The organism is Methylobacterium sp., from assembly GCF_019745455.1.
GTDB lineage: Bacteria > Pseudomonadota > Alphaproteobacteria > Rhizobiales > Beijerinckiaceae > Methylobacterium.
Genome location: NZ_JAIETD010000017.1, coordinates 1 through 23,642, shown reverse-complemented (window position 1 = coordinate 23,642; position 23,642 = coordinate 1). Strand labels below are relative to the sequence as shown.

The following is a 23,642-nucleotide window of genomic DNA, read 5'->3' as shown; positions in this document are numbered from 1 at the left end:
CTTGCCGCCGCGTCAGGCGAAGTCAGTCGCAGCGAGGAGACCGACCGAATCGATCACGACCTTTTGTGCGAGAACGCCGCGGTTGAGCCCCTTGAAGCGGTTATGCGCGACGAGGATCACGACGACGTCGGCCTCGGCCACCGCCTCGTCCAGAGAGGCGACGGCAACGTCCGGATGTCCGGCGAGCGCCTCCGGTAGACCTTCCACATGCGGCTCGACCACGAGGAGGCGGCCGACCCGTCGCTCGGCGAGGTCGCGGGCGATCTTGAGCGCCGGGCTGTCGCGCAGGTCGTCGACGTTCGGCTTGTATGATAGCCCGAGCAGGGCCACCGTGGGCTCTCGAAATCTCGCGGCCACCTTCGCGACCCTCTCCGCCAGGAAGGCCGGCTTGGCGTCGTTGACCTCGCGGGCCGCGCGGATCAGCGGCGTGTGGTCGGGCAACGCGTCGTGGATGAACCAGGGATCGACGGGGATGCAATGTCCTCCGACGCCGGGACCGGGGCTCAGCACGTTCACGCGCGGATGCAGGTTGGCCAGCTCGATCACCGACCAGACGTCGAGACCGAAGGCATCGCAGACCACGGACAACTCGTTCGCGAAGGCGATGTTGACGTCGCGGAATGCGTTCTCGACGAGCTTGGACAACTCGGCGGCCGGTGCCGTCGTGATGCGTTGCGGGCCCCGCGCGAAGACCGAGTAGAGGTCACGGGCTGCCACCGCGCTGCGCCGGTCGAGGCCGCCGAAGGTGCGGGCGTTGTCGACGAGTTCGCGCAAGGTATGGCCGGGCAGGATCCGCTCCGGGCAATAGGCCATGAGGATGTCGGCGCTCTCAGGTGCTTGGTCGGGGAAGCTCAAGTCTGGCCTCGCCTCGCGCAGAAGCCGGGCCGCCCATGCCGTGGTCCCGACCGGGCAGGTCGACTCGATGATGATGAGATCGCCGCGCTTGAGCACCGGCGCGATCGACGTGAGGGCCGCCTCTACGAACGACAGGTCGGGACTGTGGTCGTCCCGGATCGGAGTCGGCACGGCGATGAGGAAGGCTTCGGCGGGCTCGGGCGTCGCGACCGCCCTCAACGTGCCGCCGGTGACGACGGCTCGCAGAACGATATCGAGGTCAGGCTCGATGAAATGAGCTCGTCCGGCATTGATCCGCCCGACCGTCTCTTCGCGGACGTCGACGCCGATCACCTTGAGCCCGCGTGAGGCGAAGGTCGCGGCCGTCGGCAACCCGACATAGCCGAGCCCGACGACGGAGATGGTCTCGAAGGTCGTCATTGGAAATGCCCCTTCCGGACGTTGCCGTTGGATGAGATCGAGAGCGGGGTGGGGAAGGCGGGAAGAGGAGGTGCGGCGAACGGCTCGGCCGTGACGCCCTGAATCTGGTCGAGAAGGTCGGCGACGATCCGCTCGCTGGCGTGACCGTCGCCGAACGGGCTCGCGCCATTGGCCATCGCCGCGTACAGGGCTGGATCATCGAGGAGCGCCGAAACGCCCGCGACGATGTCGGCCGAGTCCGTTCCCACCAGGCGCGCCACACCGGCTTCGATCGCCTCGGGCCGCTCGCTGGTGTCGCGCATTACGAGCACCGGTTTGCGAAGGGCCGGCGCTTCCTCCTGGATGCCGCCCGAATCCGTCAGGATCAGGTGCGCTCGCGCCATCAGGGCGACGAAGCGTGGGTAGTCCAGCGGCTCGATCAGCCGGATGCCTGCGACATCTCCGAGCAGAGGAAAGACTGCGTCGCGAACGTTCGGATTGAGATGGACCGGAAACACGATCTGGATGTCGCGTCGGCTCCCGAGGATGCGCAGAGCCCTGCAGATGTTCTGGAAGCCGGTTCCGAAGCTTTCGCGCCTGTGACCCGTCACCAGGACGAGACGCTTGTTCGGGTCGATCCAGCTGAATTCGGCCTCGATCGAGCGCTTCAGCGGTCCCTCACGGTCCAGGACGGCGACGGTCTGAAGGAGGGCATCGATCACGGTGTTGCCGGTGACCTGGATGTTCGAACCAGGGTAGCCCTCCGCCAGCAATGCGGCCCTCGCCCGCGGCGTTGGCGCGTAGTGGCGGGAGGCGACGACGGCGGTGAGACGCCGGTTCCCTTCCTCCGGCCACGGGCTCGTCATGTCGCCCGTGCGCAGGCCCGCCTCGACATGACCGACCCGTGTGTGGCGGTAGAAAGCCGCCATCGCTGCTGCGGTGCTCGTCGCAGTATCACCCTGAACGAGGACGAAGTCTGGATTCCAGGCGGCCAGGATGGGATCGAGACCGGCAAGGATGCGGGCGAAGACCTCTGACAGGCCCTGGTTCGGCCGCATCACGTCGAGATCGTAATCCGCCCGGATCTCGAGGGCGGACAGCACATCGTCGAGCATGGACCGATGCTGACCGGTCACGCAGACACGGCTCTCGACAGCCTGGGTCCGAGCAAGGGCATTCACGAGCGGAGCCATCTTGATGGCTTCCGGCCGCGTGCCGAAAACGCTGAGAACTTTCATGGTGCGATTGATCTTTTTGAAACGCTGCCGAGATTTTCTCGCCTCACCGTCAGCATTTAATAGGTAGTCGCTGCGTTGAGTGTCAAACAACGTAAGAGCGATCAAACGGTTGCATTAAAAACCACTTGTCCTATTTTAGCACATACAGGTAACTTCAGTGTCTAAGAATGAAACATACTATGATTTCCAATTTGATTACGGATCTTAAGCTACTCGTTTCCTTATTGGGATGACCCATGGCGCTGCAATTGTCGAAGCTTTTTTGGTATGCCACTCGATTCAAGGCGATGACGGTGGCTGAAGCCTTTCATCGGGTACAGGAAGCTCGGGTTCGCTGGGCTTGGCGAAACCGCTGCGTAGAATGGTCCGACTACGTATCAGAACGAGACATTCACGAAATCGCGAGACTCCGTGATCGCCTTGTGAATGCAGCTCGGCTGCCGACCGTCGCGGCGAGTGCCGCAGGTGCGCTGGCAGGCCAGCTGCGATTCTTCGGCCGGGGTTGGCCTCCCGTGTCATGGGAATCGGGAGCCGGCGCCTTGTGGAGCCGTGATGTCGTCACAGGGCGATCATGGCCGACAGGAGAAGCCGGATTCCTCGACGTCGACCTACGGGCGACCGGGCACGATCCCAATGGCCCCAACCGCGGCGACGTGAAATTCATCTGGGAGCCAGCGCGTCTGCAGGTGCTGCATCCGCTCGCAGCCGCGGCTGCGGCCGGCGACGAGGAATCCGCACGACTCGCCCTCGCGGTGCTCAGCGACTTCATGCGGGCGAACCCGCCGCATCGGGGCGTACATTGGTGCTCCGGGATCGAACTGGCTCTGCGCCTCGTCGCCGTGACTCTCCTCCGGTCGGGCTTGGAGCGACACGAGCTCTCATCCGCCGATGCAGGGCTGATCCGCGCCTTCGTCGCGGCGCATGCCAGCCAGATCGCCGCCTTTCCCTCTCTTCACTCCTCCGCCAACAACCATAGGATCGCAGAGGGGCTGGGCCTGTTCCTCGCCGGCACCCTCGTTCCCGACATCGATGCCAGCTGGGAGCGGGAGGGAAGGCGGATCCTGGAGACGGAAGCCCTCCTGCAGATCCTGCCGGATGGCGCCGGAGCGGAGCAGTCGCCAAGCTATCAGGCGTTCTCCTGCGAGATGATCGCCTTCGCGGCCCTCGTGGCAGGTTGCCAGGGAAGGCCGTTCGCGGCCCCGGTACTCGATCGTCTCGCGGCCTCCGCCGTCTTCCTGCGAGCGCTGATGGATGAGACAGGGCGTGTCCCCGCCATTGGCGACGACGACGAGAGCCGTGTGATCGCCCAGCCGCCCGATGACGAGCCGCGCTACGTCGCCTCGGTGGTGGCGGCGGTCGCGGGGCTGACCGGCCGGCCCGACCTCCTGCCTCCCGCCCGCGACCCGCATCTGCGGGACGCGATCTTCTCGACGCCGGCAGGAGACCGTCCCGTCGCTGACGAAGTCCTGCTGTTCCGTGACGGCGGCTACACCGTCGCGCGAGACACCGTCGCGGGACGCCGCCTGCACCTCGTCTTCGACCACGGGCCGCTCGGCTATCTGAGCCTGGCGGCTCACGGCCATGCCGACGCCCTGTCCCTCTGGATGAGCCTCGACGGGATCCCCGTGCTGATCGATCCGGGCACCTTCCTCTACAATGCCGGCGGCGCGATGCGTCTCGCCCTGCGCGAGAGCCCGAGCCACAACACCCTGTGCCTCGCCGGGGCCTCGCAGAGCCGGTCGTCCTCGGCCTTCACCTGGACGAACCGCGCCGAGGCGACCCTCGAGGAGTGGCGTTCGGATGCGGATGGCTGGTGGGTATCGGCCCTGCACGACGGCTATCGTCGGCGTTATGGCGTTCACCAGCGCCGCCGGCTCGGTCGGCACGGCGACACGCTTACGGTCACGGATCGGCTGGTCGGGTCAAGGAGGGAGCATGACGTCGAGATTGGCTTTCTCATCGGCGCCGGCCTCGATCTCGACGTCGAAGCCGACACCGTCTTCGTGATGCAGGGCGCGGATCGGCTCTGCCGGTTTCGGGCCCCTGACGGGTTCGCCGTCGAGGTTCGGCGAGGTGCCGGCCAGGGTGCGGTCCGCGCCCGCCGCTTCGGGGAACTTGTCGACGCCCAGAGAATCGTCTTTTCCGGCCGTATGCGCGACGCCGAGGCGACCACGCGGATCAGCGTTCTTGCGCGAGGTCCCATTCCGGGTGCCGACACGCTGGCCCGCGATCTGCTCGACGACCCGTCCCTGCGTAATCCGGCGAGGTCCGACCATGTCTGATGTTTCGATTTGGAGCGGATACGTCCCATGACCGCACGACGCGTCCGCTTCTCTGGGTTCGCGAGCCGCCGATGACCGCCATCGATCGCCGCTTCTCCATGGTCCAGATCGACGCCGAGACCCCACCGGCCGCAGTGGTCGACCTGCGTGGCATCGGGCGCGCCCTGTGGCGGCGCCGGCTCTGGATCATCGTGCCGGCCCTGATGCTCGGGGGCCTTGCCCTGATCGTCGTGCTGTCGATGGATCCACGGTATCGGGCAAGCGCCAAGGTGCTGCTCGACCCGCGCGGCATCCAGGTCTTCCAGAACGATATCCGTCCGAACAACACCACCGGCGACGAGACCGGAGCCGAGGTCGAGAGCCAGATCCAGGTCATCGCCTCGACGAGCGTGCTCGGCAAGGTCGTTCGCGGCCTCGACCTCGCATCCGATCCGGAATTCGCCGCACCGAAGCCGAGCCTGCAGGCACGCATCGCTGAGGCAATCACATCGCTGGTTTCGCCACCGCCAGTGCCCGCGCCGGAGGATCGGATGCGGACCGTGTTGCGCACCCTCCAGAACGCCGTCGCAGTCGTCCGGTCTGAGAAGACGTTCATCCTCGACATTACCGTGACGACCGCCGACCCCGATAAATCGGCGCGGATCGCCACCGCGATCGGCGATGCCTTCCTCGCCGAGACCAACGCCGTCCGTTCCGAGGCAGCCCGAAAGTCCGGCGAGGCCTTGAGCGGACGCCTGGAGGAATTGCGCCAGCGCGTCCAGCGGAGCGAAGCCGCGGTGGAGACCTACCGAAACGGCAACAACCTGATCGGCGCCAACGGTCGTCTCGTCGGCGAGCAGCAACTCGCCGACCTCAACAATCAGCTGACCCTGGCGCGGACGCGAACAGCCGAGCAGGAAGCGCGAGTGAGCGAGGTCCGCCAGCTCGTCCGTTCCGGCAAACCGGCCGAGGCCCTGGCCGAGGTGTCGACCTCGCCGACCATCGCCGCCTTGCGAACGCAATATGCCGACGCGACCCGCGCAGAGGGCGAGGCGAGACTCGCCTATGGGCCGCGCCATCCGGCCATGGCCGCCGCCGCCGAGCAGGTTCAGGTGGTCCGGCGGCGCCTGTCGGAGGAACTCGGGCGCCTCGCCCGCACCGCGGAGAGCGATTACGAGCGCGCCCGCGGCAGCGAGGCGGCCATCGCCCGCAAGATCGAGGGCCTGAAGAAGGAATCCGGCAGCGCCAACCAGGCGCAGGTGCGACTGCGCGAGCTCGAACGGCAGGCGAGTTCCGACCGTACGCTCTACGAGAGCTTCCTCAACCGCGCGAAGGACCTTCAGGAGCGTCAGGGCGTCGAGACTGGCGCGGGCCGGATCATCTCCGCCGCGATGCCGCCGCTCGGCCGGTCCGGGCCATCGCGGATCGTTCTGGTCCTCGGCGCAGTCATGCTGGGCGGCATTCTCGGCGTCGGCCTGGCGCTCGTCCGCGAGCAGTTCGACGGAACCATCCGCTCTGGCCGCCAGGTGACGGCAGAGACGCGGCTGCCGGTGCTCGCCGTGATGCCCGGTACGAAACCGGGCGAGAACGCGGTCTGGCGCCTCAGGGACATGCTGACGCCGGCGATTCAGTCCGAACGGGCGCGGGTCGTCGTCCTCGCCGGCCTCGGGGCCGCCAATGCCCGCACCGCCCTTGCCCAGCACTTCGCCAAGCTGATCCATGGCGGCGGCGAGCGCACGCTCCTGATCGACGGCGACATGCAGGTGCGCGGCCTGACCCGCATGCTCGGTGCCGAGCGCTATCCCGGCCTCACCGACCTCCTCGCCGGAGCGCCGCAGGGGTTCTCGGACGCACCTCGCTTCTTCGATGGGCTGCGCGTCATCACCGCCGGCACACACAATGACGGGGCAGTTCTCGCCACCGCGCCGAACCTTCGCGAGGCGCTCGGCCATTTTCTGCGCCAGGCGGGCGTCGTCGTCATCGATGCAGGCTCCGTCGGCCCGACCCTGCGCGCCTTCGCCGCCATCGCCGACGACATCGTCCTCGTGGTTGAGGGTGGCCGGACCGCCCTGACCGAGCTGCAGGACGCGGTCGACGGCTTCGGACCGGACGGTGCCCGCGTCCGCGGCGTCGTCCTTGCCGGTCGGATCGAGGCCTGAGGCTCGTCGAACACGATATGATGAGGCATAGGGGCCGCAGGAACAATTGCCTGCGGAGCCCGGTTCGGATCGAGCATCATCGCGAGACAAGAAGACGCCGACTTGACCGCTGTGAAAGCCGAGATCGACGTGTTGCCGCTGGAAGAGCGGCCGCTGCAGGTGCTCGTGATCGCCGGCTCTGCGCGCCGGCTCGATGGTTGCCCGGGCCTAGACGGCAAGGCCCGCTTTCTCATGCACAGGATGCTCGGCCGCCTGCCGCCACGATGGCAGGCCGACGCCGTCGATATCGGCAACGAGCACGGCAAACCCAAGATCCAGGGCTGTAACGGCTGCGTCGGCTCGTCGATGGCGCTCTGCGTGTGGCCCTGCAACTGCTACGGGCCCGGCAGCGATCACCAGCCCGACCTGATGTGGAACGAGAAGATCTACCAGCGGCTCGCCAGGGCCGATGCCTGGGCGATCATCGGCCCGGTTTGGTGGTACGGACCCACGACCAACCTCAAGGCGATGTTCGACCGCCTCGTCTGCATGAGCGGCGGCAACCCGCGGCCCGACCTCATCGACAAGAAGAGCACTCTGAAGGCACAAGCCCTGGAGAGGTCGCCGCTCTGGCGCGAGCTGACGAAGAACCATCTCGAAGGACGCTCGGCCGCTTTCTTCTGCTACGGCAACGAGGGCGGCAACGAGCTCGACAACGATCATCGACCTCGCATTCTCGAGCACAAGGCTTGGTTCGACCCCGACCACGAGCCCTACCAGGGCGACGAGCGACGTTCCTATCAGGGACTCGTCTGGCAATGCCGGTACAGCGGTATCGAAGTGCCGGACGAACTTTGGCGGCACGCCTCTGTCGGCCTCTATCAGCCCTATGCGGACGACCAGGCCGACGACATGGCGGATGACAGCGAGGCCATGGCCTGCTTCGATGCCTGGGTCGACGCCTTCGTCCGGCACGTCACTGCCAAGGGTCCCGTACCAGGGACGACGGAAGCGGAACGCGGAGCGCAATCGACGACGTGATCATGGCCTTTCGCGCTTGAGCGGGGAATCTTTTGGGTAGTCGTTACGGCCTGGAGATCCGCGCTGCTCAAGCCGGCGACGCCCCTGGGCTCGCCGAACTCCTCGGAGCCGCCGGTTACGTCGTGGCGGGCGCGGCCCTCGCCGAGCGGATAGAGGCCCTGCGCCACGGACCGAGCGCAGCCCTCGTCGCCATCGAGTGGGGGCCGCCGAGCGGGCTCGTCGTACTGCACTGGTATCGCGGTCTCGACGCCGACGCGCCGGTCGCCCAGATCACCACGCTTCTCGTCGGGTCGGACGAACGCCGTCGCGGGATCGGGCGGCTCCTCGTGAAGTCCGCTTCTCAGGCCGCTCGCATGGCTGGGTGCGGCAGCCTGCAACTTCTCGTTGGTCCAGGCCTGCCCGCCCTCGACGCCTTCTGCGCCGCGACAGGGTTCGAACAGGCCGGGACCTTCTATGGTCGTCCCCTGCGCAAGGGGCGATGAGGACTACTCCGCCGCCTTCACGTATGTCTCCGGCGGCGGGCAGGAGCACATCAGGTTGCGGTCGCCATAGGCGTTGTCGACGCGGTTGATCGGCGGCCAGTACTTGTCGATGCCGCGCGAGCCCGCCGGGAAACAGGCGGCCTCGCGCGAATACGGGCGCTCCCACGAGCCGACGAGATCCTGCACCGTGTGCGGCGCGTTCTTGAGCGGGTTGTTCTGCTTGTCCATGCGACCGGTTTCGATCGCCCGGATCTCCTCGCGGATCGCCAGCATCGCGTCGCAGAAGCGGTCGATCTCGCCCTTGGTCTCGGATTCGGTCGGCTCGACCATCAGGGTCCCGGCCACCGGCCAGCTCATCGTCGGCGGGTGAAAGCCACAATCGATCAACCGTTTGGCGATGTCTTCGACCGAGATGCCGGCGCTCTTCTGGAACGGCCGGACATCGAGGATGCACTCATGGGCCACGCGCCCGTTCTCGCCCGCGTAGAGGACCGGGAAGGCGCCCTCCAGGCGCTTGGCGATGTAGTTGGCGTTGAGGATGGCGATGCGGGTCGCCTGGGTGAGCCCCCGCCCGCCCATCATCAGGCAGTAGCTCCACGAGATCGGCAGGATCGAGGCCGAGCCGTAGGGCGCCGCCGAGACCGCCCCTTCCCCGCCCGTCTCCGGGTGCCCCGGAAGGAACGGGATCAGGTGCGCCTTGACGCCGATCGGCCCCATGCCGGGCCCGCCGCCGCCATGGGGGATGCAGAAGGTCTTGTGCAGGTTGAGGTGGCTGACATCGGCGCCGATATCCCCGGGCCGCGCGAGGCCCACCAGCGCGTTGAGGTTCGCCCCGTCGAGATAGACCTGTCCGCCGCGCTCGTGGACGATGTCGCAGATCTCTTGCACCCGCGTCTCGAACACCCCGTGCGTGGATGGATAGGTGATCATGCAGGCCGACAGCCGGTCTGCGTATTGGTCGGCTTTGCTGCGGAAATCGTCGAGATCGACATTGCCCTGCGCGTCCGCTCCCACGACGACGACGCTCATCCCGCACATCTGCGCCGAGGCCGGGTTGGTGCCGTGGGCCGAGGACGGGATCAGGCAGACGTCGCGATGCGCCTCTCCCCGCGCGTGATGATAGGCCCGGATGGCGAGGAGCCCGGCGTATTCGCCCTGGGCGCCGGAATTCGGCTGCATCGAGATCGCGTCGTAGCCGGTGATCTCGCAGAGTTTCGCCGAGAGGTCGCCGATCATCTCGTGATAGCCCGCCGCCTGGTCGTCGGGAACGAAAGGGTGGATCTCCGAGAATTCCGGCCAGGAGATCGGCAGCATCTCGGCGGTGGCGTTGAGCTTCATCGTGCAGGAGCCGAGTGGGATCATCGCGCGGTCGAGCGCCAGGTCGCGGTCGGCGAGGCGGCGCATGTAGCGCGTCATCTCGCTCTCGGCCCGGTTCATGTGAAAGATCGGGTGCGTGAGATAGGGAGAGGTCCGCATGAGGTCGGCCGGCAAGCGCTGCGCCGGCCAGGTCTCGTTACAGGCGAGGTGGTCGCCGCCAAAGGCCCTCCACACCGCTTGGATGATGTCGGGACGGGTGCGCTCGTCGACCGTGATGCCGATGCGGTCGGTGCCGACTTTTCGCAGGTTGACGCCGTTGGCGACCGCGTTTCTCAGGATCAGTTCCTGGAAGGCCCCCACCTTCACGGTGATCGTGTCGAAGAAGCTTTTCGGTTCGACCGTGAAGCCCAGACTCGTCAGCCCGTCGGCAAGGCGCACCGCATCGCGGTGGACCCGGTCGGCGATGGCGCGCAGACCCCGCGGCCCGTGGAACACCGCGTACATCGAGGCGACGACGGCGAGGAGCACCTGCGCCGTGCAGATGTTGGAGGTCGCCTTCTCGCGCCGGATATGCTGTTCGCGGGTCTGCAGGGCGAGGCGATACGCGCGGTTGCCGCGGGCATCGACCGAGACGCCGACGAGCCGGCCCGGCAGGGTGCGCTTATGCGCGTCCCGCGTCGCCATGTAGGCGGCGTGCGGCCCGCCATAGCCCATCGGCACGCCGTAGCGCTGCATCGAACCGACCGCTATGTCGGCGCCCATCTCGCCCGGCGGCTTGAGCAGCGTGAGCGCCAGCGGGTCGGCGGCCATCACCGCCACCGCGCCGGCCTCATGGAGACGTGCGATCGCTCCGGAGAAGTCTTGGATCGCGCCGCAGACGCCCGGATATTGGAAGATCGCGCCGAACACCGTGTCGGGATCGAGATCCTTCTCCGGATCGCCGACGACGATGCGCCAGCCCAGCGGAGCGGCCCGCGTCCTCAGAACCGCGATGGTCTGCGGAAGGCATTCACGGTCGACGAAGAAAGTGTCGGCCTCGCTGGTGGCGATGCGTTTGGACATGCCCATCGCCTCGGCGGCCGCGGTGGCCTCGTCGAGGAGGGAGGCGTTGGCGACGTCGAGACCGGTCAGGTCGCAGACGAGGGTCTGGAAATTGAGCAGGGCTTCCAGGCGCCCCTGGCTGATCTCGGGCTGGTAGGGCGAATAGGCCGTGTACCAGGCCGGGTTCTCGAAGATATTGCGCTGGATCACCGGCGGCATCGTGGTGCCGTGGTAGCCCTGGCCGATCAGCGAGACCAGGAGCCGGTTCTTGTCCGCGATCTCGCGCATCCGCTCGATCGCACGGCGCTCGGTGAGCGACGCCCCGAAATCGATGCGCTCGGCTTGGCGGATGCCGGCAGGTAGGGTCTCGTCGATGAGAACATGGAGGGTCGGCGCCCCGACCACGTCCAGCATCTGGCCGATCTCGGCCGTGGTCGGCCCGATATGGCGGCGATTGGCGAAATCGTAGGGATCGTAGCGATCGTCGCTCATGGAACTGCCTCAACAATTCAGAACAGGTGACAGAAGGCTGGGCGTGCTTCCCTCCCCATTGGGAGGAGAGCTCGCGCCTATTTCGGAAAAGCCGCGTAGGCGGCCTCGTCCATCAGGGCCTCGAAGGCGGCCGGATCGTCCAGGCGCATGCGGTAGAGCCAGCCCGCGCCCTGCGGGTCGCTGCCGACGGTGCTCGGGTCCTCGACGGCCGCCGTGTTGACCTCGGTGACCGTGCCGTCGAGGGGCGCATAGACGTCGGAGGCCGCTTTCACGGATTCGACCACCGCCGCCGCCTGCCCCTTCTTCAGCTTGGCGCCGACGTTCGGTAGTTCGATGAAGACGAGGTCGCCGAGCTGGTCGGCTGCGTGTCCGGTGATGCCTACGGTAGCGACGTCGCCCTCGCGCTTCAGCCATTCGTGCTCGTCAGTGAATCTCATCATGGTTCTCTCCGGGAGGTCGAGGGATCAGCGCCGTTTGAAGCCGGCGGGAACGAAAGGAAGGGCTGTGACGTCGAGCGCCAGGCGCTGGCTGCGGACCTCGGCGAACAGGCGTATGCCTGGCTTGGCGAGTGGCGCCGGCACGTAGCCCATGGCGACGGGAGACCCGAGGCTCGGCCCGAAGCCGCCGGAGGTGACGGTTCCGATCGCCTCCGCATCGTCGCGTCCCGCGAAGAGCGGGGCTCCGGCCCTGACGGGAAGGCGGCCTTCAGGTCGCAGTCCGACCCGCCGACGACTCGGACCGGTCTCGATCGCCTGCAGAATCCGGTCGGCACCCGGAAAACCTCCGGCGCGGGCGCCGCCCCGCCTGCGAACCGGCTGGATCGCCCAGACGAGCCCGGCCTCGATCGGATCGGTGTCCGGGCCGATATCGGCGCCGTAGAGGCACAGGCCCGCCTCGAGACGCAGGGAGTCGCGGGCGCCGAGCCCGATCGCCATCACGCCGTCCTGGGCCAGAAGCGCCTCGGCCGCAGCCATGGCCTGATCTTCGGGGAGTGAGATCTCGAAGCCGTCCTCGCCGGTATAGCCGGAGCGGGTGACGATGGCCTCGGCCCCGAGAATTGAGACGCGGCGGACATCCATGAAGCGCATGGTCGCGACGTCCGGGGCGAGGGCGGCGAGCGCGCCCCCCGCTTTCGGTCCCTGAAGAGCGAGCAGCGCCCGTGCCAGCATCGCGACGTGGCAGGTCTGCGCAAGATGCCGTTCGAGATGGGCCGCATCCGCCTCCTTGCAGGCGGCGTTGACGACGAGGACCAGGTGGTCGCCGAGATGAGCCACCATGAGGTCGTCGAGGATGCCTCCGGAATCATCGGTGAAGACGCCGTAGCGTTGGCGGCCCGGTGCCAGCCCGAGCACGTCGATCGGGATCAAGGTCTCGAGCGCGAGCGCCGCGTCGGCCATGTCGCCCGAGCGCGGCGTGACCGCGATCTGGCCCATATGCGAGACGTCGAACAGCCCGGCCGATGCCCGCGTGTGCAAGTGCTCCGCGAGAAGGCCGGCCGGGTATTGCAGCGGCATCGCGTAGCCCGCGAACGGCACCATCCTGGCGCCGAGGCGCTGATGGAGAGCGTGAAGGGGTGTTTCGATCGGGGAAGTCGTGTCTGGAGCAGGCACTGGCTGCATCAGGTCACCTCGCGACAGAATGGCCCCGGAAGCTCGAACGAGCGTCCCGGTTGCCCCCATCTGTCGCGGTTACCTGAGAGCTTCTATCAAGCGCCGGAGCGACTTGAGATTTCTCCTTCGGTGGACGCCGTCAGGCGCCTCTCTCCAGATTGTCCAACGATTGCGGTGATTGTGCCTGAGAGTTTCCGGGGGTGGTTGCTCCGTCGGCGCCATGACGAACGAACGCTCGTCTGGGCTCTCCCGCATCGTCGTATCGGACGGCGTCAAGGTGTCACGTCGGCTTGGTTCACGCAACCCCGGATCGGTGGCAGGGCTGGATCGGTAACCGGCCAACGCGGGTTCCGATCTTCCTGAGCGCACAAGACCGCCTGCGGTGTCATTGCCTCTCGATTCGTCCGAGGACGATCGCTATGGGGGCAACGGACATCGTCAGGAATACAGAGGTGCGACTACAGATCCGAGCCGGTTTCGCAGCCGCGCTGAGCCTGCTCGGCGCGTGCCCTGCCAGCGCCGTCGACACCCGGCTCCTGCCCGCCCGCCCCGCCTATGCCCGCGATGCGGCCTGCCGCCCGGTGCGAATCGCCCTGCCCCCGAGCACCCATCGTCTGCCCGGCGGCGCGCTGGTCTCACCGCGGCCGGCCGACATTCCGGTGGGCCAGGGCGACAGCGCCATCTGCTATGCCTACGCAACCGCCGACATGATCTCGCAGCGCGTCGGCGTCGCCGTCTCGCCCCTCGATGTCGCGACGAAATTCTACTTCGCCGACCCCGAGCGGCTTTCGGCGATCCCGGACAAGGCGCTCCAAGCCCATCTCAAGTCCCATCCGAACTACCTTGCCGACATCGCCTGGGCGCGCAACGCTGCGGAAGTCTCGAAGGACCGTAACCCCGGTCTAGAGCCCTACTTCGACAAGCTCGAAGGCGGCGAGGAGGATTCCTCGGCGCTCCTCTACAATATCGGCGGCCTCTGCGAGGAGCGCGACCTGCCTAGCCACGAGGGCTACTCGCATTTCACGAAGCGTTTCGCCGCCCTGCGCTATGGCGCGCCGCTTCGCAGCCCCCGCCAGTGCTTTCGCGATGTCGGCGCCTCCGTCGCCGGTCTGCGCAGCCCGCGCGCCGACGCGTTCAACGCCGCCTGGCTCCGCAACGTCGACACGCTCTGCCGGCGCCGGCCGCTGCCGGTGCCGCTCCTGCCGGTCTCCTACCGGGTCGCGTCGAGCCAGCTCGAATTCATGGACAAGGTGGCCGCCGGCCGGGGACCCGGTCGAGCCGAAGTCGCCCGCATGCTCGCGATGGTCGATTACGCCCTCGACCATGCCCGTGCGCCGACGATCGGCTACAGCTGGTACGAATTGCAGGAGCGCGACCCCAAGGATCCGGACATCGCGGCCGACCATTCGAGCACCGTCATCGCCCGTCGTCGCGAGGGCGGCGAATGCCGCTACCTCGTCCAGGACAACACCGGCGAGTACTGCGCCCGGATGCGGCCGGGCGTCCGCGAGCGCTGCGAGGATGGCCGCGTCTGGCTCCTCGAGAGCGAGCTGCGGCGAACCCTCTACAGCGTCATCTACCTGCGCTGATTCTCAGGCCGGCTGGTCGAACAGGAAGTGGTCGACGGCCGGGATCGTCACCGCCTGACCGCCGCCATAGGCGGCCTTGGAGACGCGCCAGGGCCTGTCGGTGCCGGCGCGGATCGCCTCCGACGGGCGCAGGCGGCGGCTCTCGCCGTTCTCCCCGATTTCCTCGACGATGAGGAAGCCGTAGACCTGGAGGCGCGAGGCGATCAGCTTCGTCTCCCGATCTCCCGCCGCCACGGCAAGGCTGCCGGTGGCGTAGACCGCATCCATCAGTGCGCGCTGGTCGCCGCGCCTGGCGGCCAGGGCAGGATTGGGCGCCAGATCGAGGGATGGAGTCCTGCCGCCGAGCCGCCTGAAGGGCACGACGTTATTCTCGACTTGCAACGCAACGCTACGCATACGCCTCGACCCTTGTCGCCTTCACGATCCACCAGGGCCTGCTCCGCCACCCAGCGGCGCGGCCCCGTTGATCCGGAGAATTCGACGAGTCGGCTTAACGCGCGCTTAGCCATGCCGAAGCGATCGGCCGACGGATCGTCCCGAAACGACCCGCCGCTTTTCCTCAAGCCAGGGCGACGCTGTAGGCGGCCTCGGTCTTGGCCCTCACCTCGTCCTCGCTGACCCCCTCGGCGAGCTCGACCAATGTCATTCCGCCGCCGCCCTTCTTGTCGATGGTGAAGACCCCGAGATCGGTGATCACCATGTCGACGACGCCGGTGCCGGTCAGCGGCAGGTCGCAGGCCTTGAGGAGCTTGGCGCTCTCGGTGCCGTCCTTGTTCTTGGCGACGTGCTCCATGACGACGACGACCTTCTTGACGCCGGCGACGAGGTCCATGGCGCCGCCCATGCCCTTCACCATCTTGCCGGGGATCATCCAGTTGGCGAGGTCGCCGTTCTCGGCCACCTGCATCGCTCCGAGGATCGACAGGTTGATGTGCCCGCCGCGGACCATCCCGAAGGAATCCGAGGACGAGAAGTAGCTCGTGGTCGGCAGAGCCGTGATCGTCTGCTTGCCGGCATTGATGAGGTCGGGGTCCTCCTCGCCATCGAAGGGGAAAGGCCCCATGCCGAGCATGCCGTTCTCCGACTGGAGCTGCACCGACATGCCCTCGGGAATGTAGTTCGAGACGAGGGTGGGGATGCCGATGCCGAGGTTCACGTAGTAGCCGTCGCGCAGTTCCTTGGCGGCGCGCTCCGCCATCTGATCGCGGGTCCAGGCCATGATCGTGTTCTCCGTTGGATTGTCAGGCGACGCCGGCGCTGGCGGCGGGGTTGGCCGGCTCGCCGCGTTTGCGGGTCGTGCGCTGCTCGATCAGCTTCTCGCGGATGGCGACGTGCACGATGCGCTTCACGAAGATGCCGGGCGTGACGATCGCATCCGGGTCGAGCTCGCCCGGCTCGACGAGGTGCTCGACCTGAGCCACCGTCACGGTCGCGGCCGTCGCCATCATCGGATTGAAGTTTCGCGCGGTCTTTCGGTAGACGAGGTTGCCCTCGGTATCGCCTTTCCAGGCATGGACGATGGCGAGATCAGCGAAGAGCCCGCGCTCCATCACGTAATTCTCGCCGTCGAACTCCCGAACCTCCTTGCCCTCGGCGATCAGCGTGCCGACGCCGGTCTTGGTGAAGAAAGCCGGGATGCCGGCTCCGCCCGCACGGATGCGCTCGGCGAGCGTGCCCTGAGGGTTGAACTCGATGGCCAGCTCGCCGCCGAGATACTGGCGGGCGAATTCCTTGTTCTCGCCGACATAGGACGAGATCATCTTGGCGACCTGACGTGTTTGGAGCAGCTTGCCCAGGCCAACATTGTCGATGCCGGCATTGTTCGAGACGACCGTGAGGCCCTTCACACCCGAGGCCTGAATGGCGTCGATGAGTTCGTCGGGGATGCCGCACAGGCCGAAGCCGCCGGCCATGATCGTCATGTCGTCCTTGAGCAGGTCGGCGAGCGCCGCCGTCGCATCCGGATAAACCTTCTTCATCGAGCCGTTCCTCTCAAACCTCGTCGACGCCGCGTGCCGCCGTCCCGCGGCCCCGAGGAAGACGCGCCCTATGCATGCGCAAGGCCAAGCCCGCGGCGTCGGCGAAGCATCGCCACCCAGCCGGTCCCGTCCTGTTGCCCAGCGCCGTCCGCGCTCCTCTGACGGAGCGTGTTTGGGCCAGGTTCCAAACGAGGACAAGCCTCGTAGATCGTCGGAATGCCGTCGAGTCGAACCTCTACGGTGGACCGTCGTAGGTGCGGCTGAAGACAAAGCCCCATCGAGGCTTTAAGGGGATCGGGGGGCGCCGCCCGATCGCGACGGCCGCGACCGACGGCCATGCCGCCGACTTTGCCGGAGTGACATGCCGCTGCGCTTTCGCACGACCGCATCGACCGCACCCATCCGAAACTGGCTTCGCCTCGGATGGTCAGGCCTTGGTCTGTGCATTGTCGGCGTCGGCCTCATCGCGGCCTGCCTGCCATGGCCCGTGAAGGCGCCTCATCTGCTAGACTTGGTGGTCGACGAGGTCAGGCGGTCCTACGGCATCGCGCTGACGGTCGAGGGAGGCACCCACGTCGCCCTGCTGCCGTTCCCGCGCCTCAACATCGCGAGAGCCCGCCTGAACGCCGGGACGCCGGACGGCGAGTTGCTGGCGGAAGGCGGCAGCCTCTCGCTGCAGTTGAGCTTGCTCGCCATTTTGTCGGGCCGCATCGATGTTGATGCCCTATCTCTCGACGGTGCCGCCGTGACCCTACCGATGTCTTCGGCGGACCAGCGCTGGAACCTTCCGCTTCAGAACATCGCCGCGCGGATTCGCACGGCTTCCGGTGCCGAAGCGAAACCGTCGCGGTTCACTCTTACCCGTGCCACCCTCACTGGGATCGACCCCCGCGACGGCACCGTCCAGACCGTGACGGGTGCGGATCTCAGCCTGTCCTCCCCTTTCTGGAGTCACAGAACCGAACTTATGGCCCGCGGCAATTGGCATGGCAGCGAGAGTCGCCTGCACATCTCCGGCCTCGACATCGCCGCGCTCCTCGCAGGCCGCGAAAGCGGCTTCTCGACGAATACGAGCTGGCCGGCCGGCAGCTTGGCGCTGAGTGGAACCATGCGAGTCGACGGCGGCTTGCAGATGACCGGCCGGGCGAAGCTCGCCACACGTTCGGTCCCTGAGACCTTGGATTGGTCCGGCGGCGGCGTCGCGCTGGCACCGCTGATGTCAGGCGCCACCGTGGAAGCCGACTTCAAGGGTACGGGCAAGGACTTTCTGCTTCCACGCATGCGGATGGAGGTGGGCAGCAACCGGTTCGAAGGAGCAGGGGCGGTCTCCTTCGCCGACAACCGGGTCGCGATCCAGGCGACCGTGGCGGCGGACACGCTCAACGTCGCGCCGCTGGTCGGCGAACTGATCGGCGCACTCGGTCTCTCGTCTGAGCGACCCGACTGGAAGGAGCGGCGACTGTCGCTCGGCTCGTTCACCGCAGGCGATCTCGATCTGCGCCTGTCCGCCGCCAGCGCCCGCATCGGGCCTGTGCTCGTCGAGGATATCGCATCGGGCCTGATCGTGCGCGAGGGCAGTATCGAGGCAACCATCGGCCGTGCGACGCTCCAGGGAGGCGTCGTCAAGGGCCGGATCGCCTTCGGCCTCGCGCCGGACCGTCAGACGACGGACCTCAAGATGCAAGGCGCCTTCGACGGGCTGGATCTCGGTGACCTCCTTGCGGATCTGGGCGAATATCGCTGGCTCGTAGGCGCCGTCCGGGGGACTCTCGCGGTCGAGAGCCGGGCGGCGACCATGGGCGACCTTGTCGCGCGCCTCGGTGGACGCGCCACGATCGCATCCGATGACGGCGCCATCAGCGGCCTCGACCTCGTTTCTCTGATGCAGCGTGAGCGGAGCCCTGCCACGGACCTCCCGCTACAGCCAGTCGGACGGACCGACTTTGCCCGTGCCGGCGTGTCGCTGCGCGTGAAGGACGGGCTCTGCGAGATCGCCGAGGGCACGCTGACGTCGCCCAATCTGACAGCCGCGCTTGGTGGCACCCTCTCCCTCGTCGAGCGGCGGGTCGACGCGCAGGCTGATATCTCGTCTCAGGGTGGCGGCCCAGCCCGCTCCTTCGAGATTGCCGGGCCCTGGAACACCATCGTCGTGCGTCCGGCGGCCTTGCGCCGGTCCGAGTCTGACCCAGGCGGCCTCGCGGTCGTCAAACCGGACCCTATGCGATTTCCGCCGAAGGCCGACCTTCCGGGCTCTGCACGCGCCTACGCGCCCTGAGGGGCGGGCGGTCGTTTGACAATCCTCAGCGGTACTGGTGCCGGGCCATGAGCCACGAGGCAGACAGTGCGATGACGGTGACGAGGGCCACGATCAGGGTCGAGGCTGCATTGATCTCCGGGTTCACCCCGAGCCGAACCTGACTGTAGAGGCGCATCGGCAGGGTCGTGGCGCCCGGTCCCGAGACGAAGCTCGCGACGACGAGGTCGTCGAGCGAGAGGGTGAAGGCGAGGAGGAAGCCGGCCGCGATGGCGGGCGCCAGCAAAGGCAGCGTCACTGTGGCGAGGACGCGAAAAGGCCCTGCGCCGAGATCCGCCGCCGCCTCTTCGAGGCTCTGATCGAGTACCCGCAGCCGCGCCAGGACCACGACGGCGACGAAGCCGGTGGCGAGGGTGGCGTGGGCGATCACGATGGTGCCGACGCCCCTGTCGAGGCCGAGGCCGACGAAGAGCAGCAGCAGCGACAGCCCGGTCACGACTTCTGGCATCACCATCGGGGCGTAGACGAGACCGGTGAAGAGCAGTCGCCCAAGGAACCGGCCGCTGCGTCCGAGCGCTAGCGCTGCGAGCGTACCGAGCAACGTGGCGATGAGGGCCGAGGCCAGGGCCACGCGAAGGGAGATGAGGGCGGCGGCAAGGAGCGGTCCGTCTTGGAACAGGATGCCGTACCATTTGAGCGAGAACCCGCCCCAGACGGTCACGAGGGCGGAGGCGTTGAAGGAATAGACGACGAGGGCGGCGATCGGCGCGTAGAGGAACAGGAGGCCCAGGCCGAGGGCCGCGCGCGAGAACAGGCTCACTTCCCCGCCTCCTCACGTCGCGCCTCAGCCTCCCGGAAAAGCACCACCGGTCCGACGACAAGGACGATAAGGAGGATCGCCACCGCCGAGGCCAGGGGCCAGTCGCGGTTCGAGAAGAACTCGCTCCACAGAACGCGCCCGAGCATCAGGGTATCGGAGCCGCCGAGTAGATCCGGGATGATGAACTCGCCGACCATCGGGATGAAGCAGAGCAGCGCTCCCGCGGCGAGCCCCGGCCGGGCAAGCGGCAGCGTCACGGTCCAGAACACCCGTGCCGGCGAGGCGCCGAGATCGGCCGCCGCCTCGCGAAGGCGCGGGTCGAGGCGGTTAAGCACGGCGTAGAGCGGGAGGACCATGAAGGGCAGGTAGGCGTAGGTCAGCCCGATCAGCACTGCGGTCTGGGTATTCATGATCTCCAGCGGCGACGCTATCAGCCCGAGCTGCATCAGCGCTCCGCTCAGGAGCCCTTCGGGCTTCAGGATCGCGATCCAGGCGTAGATCCGGATCAGGAAGCTCGTCCAGAACGGCACGATGACGAGTGCGACGAGTGCCGGCTGCCAGCGGCCGGGCGCCCGCGCCATCGCATGGGCGATCGGCAGGCCGATGAGGACGAGGATCAGCGTGGCGGCGGCGGCGAGGGCCAGGGACGAGAGGGCTGCGTCCCGGTAGAGGCTGTCGCCCGCCAGGGTCTCGTAATTGGCAAAATCGAGGGCTTCGAGGAAGTAGGCCCAGCCGACCGGGCCGGCACTCCAGTCGAGGACCGGCAGGTATGGCGGCTGCGCCGTGGCGGCGGCCGAGAAGCTGATCTTCAGGGTGATGATGAAGGGCAGCAGGAAGAATGCGCCGAGCCACAGATACGGCAGCAGAGGCAGCAGGCGGACGAGGCGCATCCGCTCCCTCATGGCGGCAGGATCGCGATCGCGTCGGGTGCGAAGGCGACGCCGACCGGATCCCCCGGAGAAAGCGCATGCCCGCTCGAAAGCACGCTCGCCCGAAGGATCGTGCCGTCCGCCATGGTGACGCGATAGCGCAGCCGGTCGCCGAGATAGGTGCGCTCCGTGATCCTGCCCTCTAATGCCGCAGCACCGGCGACGAGCGTTACACGTTCGGGCCGGATTCCTATGGCGACAGCCTCGCCCAGACCCCAGCTCCGCTCCGTCGCAGCCTCGATCCTGCCGAAGCCTGTCTCGACGGCCTGGATGGCCCCCGCTGCGGGGCCTGCGATGCGGCCTTCGATGAGATTCACGTCGCCGAGGAGCCCGGCGATGAACCGGCTCGCGGGCCGCTCATAGAGGCTCGCGGCATCGCCGATCTGGACCAGGCGGCCCTGGTTCATCACGGCGATCCGGTCGGCCATGGTCATCGCCTCGCCGGCATCGTGGGTGACGACGACGAAGCTGGTGCCGAGGCGCCGCTGCAGCGCGCGCAGCTCGCCTTGCGTCTCCTCGCGCAGAGATCGGTCGAGGGCGCCGAGCGGCTCGTCGAGGAGGAGCACCTTCGGTTCGCGCGCCAGTGCGCGCGCCAGGGCCACACGCTGGCGCTGGCCCCCGGAAAGCGTATCGGGCGCCCTCCCCTCGAAGCCGTCGAGCCGCAGGAGCCGCAAGAGTTCGGCGACGCGATCTGCGACTGCCGTGCGACCCATCCCCATGCCCTTGAGGCCGTAGGCGATGTTGCGGCCGACGCTCATATGCGGGAACAGGGCGTAGAACTGGAACATCATGTTGACCGGGCGTCGGTGCGGCGGCAGCGCAGCCAAGTCCTCGCTCCCGAGCATGATGGTGCCGGAAGTGGGCGTCTCGAACCCAGCCACCAGCCTGAGCAAGGTGCTCTTGCCGCAGCCCGATGGCCCGAGTAGGCAGACGAACTCGCCGGCCGTAAGGTCGAGGGAGACATCGCTCAGGGCCGCGAACGCACCGAACCGCTTGCTGAGGCCCGCGATCCGCAGCAGCGGCTCGCCTTCGGTGTGATCGGGAACCGTCATGAGGTGCCGGGCGAGGGATTCAGGAATCCTCGCGCAGCGCTTCCGCCACGCGCGCTTCGAGGAGGTCCGGCCGGCGGATCACAAGGGCACCGCGCGTCCGGTCGATGAGACCGTCGGCGGCCATCACGGTGAACTCGCGCGTCACCTGTTCGCGCCGGCAGCCGATGCGGGCGGCGAGGACGTGGTGATAGGGCGGCGGCGTCACGACGCGGGCGCCGTCGCTGCCGGCCCGCGGCACCGAGAGGCGGAGCAATTCGGCGTAGAGCCGGTGGCGCAGGTCGAGGAGCGCATGCTCCATCAGCCGGGTGTTCAGCTCGCGCACCCGCTTGGCGAGCAGCCTGAACAGCCGGTCGGCGATCGGCTCCGAGGCGAAGATCATCTGGCGGAAGATCGGCGCCGGAACGACGCAGACCTCGCCGCGCGTGAGCGCCGTGACATTGGCCGATCGCCCGATCCCGTCGAGGGCCGCAAGCTCTCCGAAGAAGGCGCCGCCGCGCATCTCGCCGAGAATGACTTCCTTGCCGGATTGCGACCGGTTGAGGATGCGCACTTCACCAGCGATGATGAAATAGACGTCGGTCGAAACGTCGTCGTAATCGACGAGGACCTCGTTCTCGTCGAACTTGCGCCAGTGACAGCGGGTTTCGAAGGACGATAATTCGATTCCGGGTTCCCTGAAGAACGGTATTCCCGCCAGCCGTCCTGTGGTCACGCGTCGTCTCTCCTTCGTGTGATTCGATCGTTGCGCCCCTCGTTGCACCGGTCAAGTCGATGGCCAAGTTCCGATGGGGAAGACCGGGTCCTTCGCCGCACAGGCCGGCGGTGCGTGCCGGCCTCTTGCCTCCCTCGGCCCGTCCCCTCACAAGCGCGCCATGCTGCGCGTCAACGACCTCACCTACCGCATCGGCGAGCGCCTGATCCTCGACGGCGCCACCTTCTCGATTCCGGACCGTGCGAGGGTCGGGCTCGTCGGCCGCAACGGCGCCGGCAAGACCACCCTGTTCAAGGCGATCCTCGGCGAGTTGCCGACCGAGGGCGGTACGGTCTCGATGCCCAAGGGCATGCGCATCGGGGCGGTCGCGCAGGAGGCTCCGGCCGGCCCCGAGACGCTCCATTCCGTCGTCCTTGCCGCCGATACCGAGCGCTCCCGCCTCATGGCCGAAGCAGAAACCGCCGACGGCCTGCGCCGCGCCGAGATCGAGACCCGGCTCGTGGATATCGAGGCCCATTCGGCGCCCGCCCGCGCCGCCGCCATCCTGCACGGCCTCGGCTTCGATGCGGCCGCCCAGGCACGGCCCTGCGCGGACTTCTCGGGCGGATGGCGCATGCGCGTGGCGCTCGCCGCGGTGCTGTTTTCCGAGCCCGACCTGCTGCTCCTCGACGAGCCGACCAACTACCTCGATATCGAGGGCACGATCTGGCTCTACGACTATCTCGAGCGCTACCCGCGCACCGCGATCATCATCTCCCACGATCGCGACCTCCTCGACGAATGCGTCGACCACATCCTCCACCTCGATAAAGGTCGCTTGACGATCTATCGCGGCGGCTACACCTCCTTCGCCCGCCAGGTCGCCGAGAAGCGCGTGCTGCAGGCGAAAGCCAAGGCCAAGCAGGATGTCGAGCGCGCTCATCTCCAGAGCTTCGTCGACCGCTTCAAGGCCAAGGCGACCAAAGCGCGCCAAGCCCAATCCCGCGTGAAACGCCTCGCCAAGATGGAGATCATCGCCTCGGTCATCGAGGACGACGTGCCGGTTTTCCGTCTGCCGAGCCCGGAGCGCCCGCTCTCGCCGCCGATCGTCGCGATGGAACGGGTCCAGGCCGGCTATGCCGACCGGATCGTGCTGTCGGGCCTCAATCTCTCCCTTGCCCCCGACGACCGCGTCGCGCTGCTCGGCGCCAACGGCAACGGCAAGTCGACCTTCTGCAAGCTCATCGGCGGGCGGATGGCGCCGCTTTCCGGCGAGATGAAGCGTTCGGGCAAGATGGAAGTCGCCTATTTCGCCCAGCACCAGCTCGACGAGCTCAGGCCCTCCGAGAGCGCCTACGCCCATGTCCGCGACCTGATGCCGGACGTTCCGGAATCGAAGGCGCGCGCGGCCGCCGCCCGCCTCGGCTTCTCGGGCACGAAGTCGGAGACGCCGG

Annotated in this window: 19 protein-coding genes and 2 riboswitches; of the genes, 7 read left to right on the top strand and 12 right to left on the bottom strand. The window is 67.5% G+C overall.

Annotated elements, in window-relative coordinates; translation table 11 throughout:
- Nucleotides 1–12: 12 nt before the first annotated feature.
- The gene (wecC, locus tag K2Y56_RS02280; protein WP_292504501.1) at nt 13–1,275 is read right to left on the bottom strand and encodes a UDP-N-acetyl-D-mannosamine dehydrogenase; all 1,263 of its coding nucleotides are present in this window, start codon (nt 1,273–1,275) and stop codon (nt 13–15) included.
- Nucleotides 1,272–2,492 carry a UDP-N-acetylglucosamine 2-epimerase (non-hydrolyzing) gene (gene wecB / locus K2Y56_RS02275; protein WP_292504499.1) on the bottom strand — a complete coding sequence of 407 codons (1,221 nt, stop codon included), beginning with the start codon at nt 2,490–2,492 and terminating at the stop codon, nt 1,272–1,274. Before wecB ends, wecC begins: the two co-directional genes overlap by 4 nt.
- A gap of 539 nt (nt 2,493–3,031) precedes the next feature.
- On the opposite strand from wecB, the gene K2Y56_RS02270 reads away from it, so the two are divergent.
- The 4 genes from K2Y56_RS02270 to K2Y56_RS02255 all read left to right on the top strand — a co-directional run bounded on the left by K2Y56_RS02270 (nt 3,032) and on the right by K2Y56_RS02255 (nt 8,414).
- Nucleotides 3,032–4,774 (top strand): alginate lyase family protein, encoded by a 1,743-nt coding sequence (locus K2Y56_RS02270; RefSeq protein ID WP_292504497.1) that lies wholly within the window; start codon nt 3,032–3,034, stop codon nt 4,772–4,774.
- Nucleotides 4,775–4,845: 71 nt separating this feature from the next.
- On the top strand, nt 4,846–6,912 hold the full coding sequence (locus K2Y56_RS02265; protein ID WP_292504496.1) for an exopolysaccharide transport family protein: 2,067 nt from the start codon (nt 4,846–4,848) through the stop codon (nt 6,910–6,912).
- Nucleotides 6,913–7,023: 111 nt separating this feature from the next.
- A complete protein-coding gene (locus K2Y56_RS02260; RefSeq protein WP_292504715.1) occupies nt 7,024–7,932 on the top strand; it encodes an NAD(P)H-dependent oxidoreductase in 909 nt (302 codons plus the stop codon).
- A gap of 32 nt (nt 7,933–7,964) precedes the next feature.
- Nucleotides 7,965–8,414, top strand: a complete 450-nt coding sequence (locus tag K2Y56_RS02255; protein WP_292504493.1) for a GNAT family N-acetyltransferase — start codon at nt 7,965–7,967, stop codon at nt 8,412–8,414.
- A gap of 3 nt (nt 8,415–8,417) precedes the next feature.
- Here the strand turns inward: K2Y56_RS02255 and gcvP are convergent, their stop codons facing one another.
- The 3 genes from gcvP to gcvT form a co-directional block, all read right to left on the bottom strand.
- On the bottom strand, nt 8,418–11,264 hold the full coding sequence (gene gcvP, locus K2Y56_RS02250; protein ID WP_292504491.1) for an aminomethyl-transferring glycine dehydrogenase: 2,847 nt from the start codon (nt 11,262–11,264) through the stop codon (nt 8,418–8,420).
- A 77-nt stretch (nt 11,265–11,341) separates the two neighbouring features.
- The gene (gene gcvH / locus K2Y56_RS02245) at nt 11,342–11,704 is read right to left on the bottom strand and encodes a glycine cleavage system protein GcvH (RefSeq protein ID WP_292504488.1); all 363 of its coding nucleotides are present in this window, start codon (nt 11,702–11,704) and stop codon (nt 11,342–11,344) included.
- 24 nt (nt 11,705–11,728) lie between these two features.
- Nucleotides 11,729–12,883: a glycine cleavage system aminomethyltransferase GcvT gene (gene gcvT / locus K2Y56_RS02240; protein ID WP_292504486.1), complete on the bottom strand. Its 1,155-nt coding sequence runs from the start codon at nt 12,881–12,883 to the stop codon at nt 11,729–11,731.
- 56 nt (nt 12,884–12,939) lie between these two features.
- Nucleotides 12,940–13,035: riboswitch (glycine riboswitch) on the bottom strand.
- 1 nt (nt 13,036) lies between these two features.
- A riboswitch (glycine riboswitch) is annotated at nt 13,037–13,136 on the bottom strand.
- Between the two features lie 190 nt (nt 13,137–13,326).
- Between gcvT and K2Y56_RS02235 the strand changes: the two genes are divergently transcribed.
- Nucleotides 13,327–14,463, top strand: coding sequence for a hypothetical protein (locus tag K2Y56_RS02235; RefSeq protein WP_292504483.1), 1,137 nt, complete (start codon nt 13,327–13,329; stop codon nt 14,461–14,463).
- A 3-nt stretch (nt 14,464–14,466) separates the two neighbouring features.
- Here K2Y56_RS02235 and K2Y56_RS02230 read toward each other — a convergent pair whose 3' ends face one another.
- The 3 genes from K2Y56_RS02230 to K2Y56_RS02220 form a co-directional block, all read right to left on the bottom strand.
- The gene (locus tag K2Y56_RS02230) at nt 14,467–14,859 is read right to left on the bottom strand and encodes a hypothetical protein (protein WP_292504480.1); all 393 of its coding nucleotides are present in this window, start codon (nt 14,857–14,859) and stop codon (nt 14,467–14,469) included.
- A gap of 163 nt (nt 14,860–15,022) precedes the next feature.
- Entirely contained in the window at nt 15,023–15,682 is a 660-nt protein-coding gene (locus K2Y56_RS02225) for a 3-oxoacid CoA-transferase subunit B (protein ID WP_292504478.1), read from the bottom strand.
- Between the two features lie 22 nt (nt 15,683–15,704).
- Nucleotides 15,705–16,442 carry a CoA transferase subunit A gene (locus tag K2Y56_RS02220; protein WP_292504477.1) on the bottom strand — a complete coding sequence of 246 codons (738 nt, stop codon included), beginning with the start codon at nt 16,440–16,442 and terminating at the stop codon, nt 15,705–15,707.
- Nucleotides 16,443–16,803: 361 nt separating this feature from the next.
- Between K2Y56_RS02220 and K2Y56_RS02215 the strand changes: the two genes are divergently transcribed.
- A complete protein-coding gene (locus K2Y56_RS02215; RefSeq protein ID WP_292504474.1) occupies nt 16,804–18,717 on the top strand; it encodes an AsmA-like C-terminal region-containing protein in 1,914 nt (637 codons plus the stop codon).
- Nucleotides 18,718–18,742: 25 nt separating this feature from the next.
- On the opposite strand, the gene K2Y56_RS02210 is transcribed toward K2Y56_RS02215, so the two are convergent.
- From K2Y56_RS02210 to K2Y56_RS02195, 4 genes are read right to left on the bottom strand one after another with little or no spacing between them, the layout of a single operon-like run.
- On the bottom strand, nt 18,743–19,516 hold the full coding sequence (locus K2Y56_RS02210) for an ABC transporter permease subunit (RefSeq protein WP_292504472.1): 774 nt from the start codon (nt 19,514–19,516) through the stop codon (nt 18,743–18,745).
- Nucleotides 19,513–20,418, bottom strand: a complete 906-nt coding sequence (locus tag K2Y56_RS02205) for an ABC transporter permease subunit (protein WP_292504470.1) — start codon at nt 20,416–20,418, stop codon at nt 19,513–19,515. Before K2Y56_RS02205 ends, K2Y56_RS02210 begins: the two co-directional genes overlap by 4 nt.
- Nucleotides 20,415–21,497, bottom strand: coding sequence for an ABC transporter ATP-binding protein (locus tag K2Y56_RS02200; RefSeq protein WP_292504468.1), 1,083 nt, complete (start codon nt 21,495–21,497; stop codon nt 20,415–20,417). The genes K2Y56_RS02205 and K2Y56_RS02200 overlap by 4 nt, the downstream gene beginning before the upstream one ends.
- A 19-nt stretch (nt 21,498–21,516) precedes the next feature.
- A complete protein-coding gene (locus tag K2Y56_RS02195) occupies nt 21,517–22,209 on the bottom strand; it encodes a Crp/Fnr family transcriptional regulator (RefSeq protein ID WP_292504466.1) in 693 nt (230 codons plus the stop codon).
- Nucleotides 22,210–22,369: 160 nt separating this feature from the next.
- On the opposite strand from K2Y56_RS02195, the gene K2Y56_RS02190 reads away from it, so the two are divergent.
- A partial coding sequence (locus K2Y56_RS02190; RefSeq protein ID WP_292504712.1) for an ABC-F family ATP-binding cassette domain-containing protein occupies nt 22,370–23,642 on the top strand: 1,273 nt, incomplete at its 3' end.

Bases quoted from the DNA above. Each gene is read 5' to 3' on its own strand.
- wecC (WP_292504501.1), bottom strand. From the start codon at position 1,275: ATGACGACCTTCGAGACCATCTCCGTCGTCGGGCTCGGCTATGTCGGG.
- wecB (WP_292504499.1), bottom strand. From the start codon at position 2,492: ATGAAAGTTCTCAGCGTTTTCGGCACGCGGCCGGAAGCCATCAAGATG.
- K2Y56_RS02265 (WP_292504496.1), top strand. From the start codon at position 4,846: ATGACCGCCATCGATCGCCGCTTCTCCATGGTCCAGATCGACGCCGAG.
- gcvP (WP_292504491.1), bottom strand. From the start codon at position 11,264: ATGAGCGACGATCGCTACGATCCCTACGATTTCGCCAATCGCCGCCAT.
- gcvH (WP_292504488.1), bottom strand. From the start codon at position 11,704: ATGATGAGATTCACTGACGAGCACGAATGGCTGAAGCGCGAGGGCGAC.
- gcvT (WP_292504486.1), bottom strand. From the start codon at position 12,883: ATGCAGCCAGTGCCTGCTCCAGACACGACTTCCCCGATCGAAACACCC.
- K2Y56_RS02230 (WP_292504480.1), bottom strand. From the start codon at position 14,859: ATGCGTAGCGTTGCGTTGCAAGTCGAGAATAACGTCGTGCCCTTCAGG.
- K2Y56_RS02225 (WP_292504478.1), bottom strand. From the start codon at position 15,682: ATGGCCTGGACCCGCGATCAGATGGCGGAGCGCGCCGCCAAGGAACTG.
- K2Y56_RS02220 (WP_292504477.1), bottom strand. From the start codon at position 16,442: ATGAAGAAGGTTTATCCGGATGCGACGGCGGCGCTCGCCGACCTGCTC.
- K2Y56_RS02215 (WP_292504474.1), top strand. From the start codon at position 16,804: ATGCCGCTGCGCTTTCGCACGACCGCATCGACCGCACCCATCCGAAAC.
- K2Y56_RS02205 (WP_292504470.1), bottom strand. From the start codon at position 20,418: ATGAGGGAGCGGATGCGCCTCGTCCGCCTGCTGCCTCTGCTGCCGTAT.
- K2Y56_RS02200 (WP_292504468.1), bottom strand. From the start codon at position 21,497: ATGACGGTTCCCGATCACACCGAAGGCGAGCCGCTGCTGCGGATCGCG.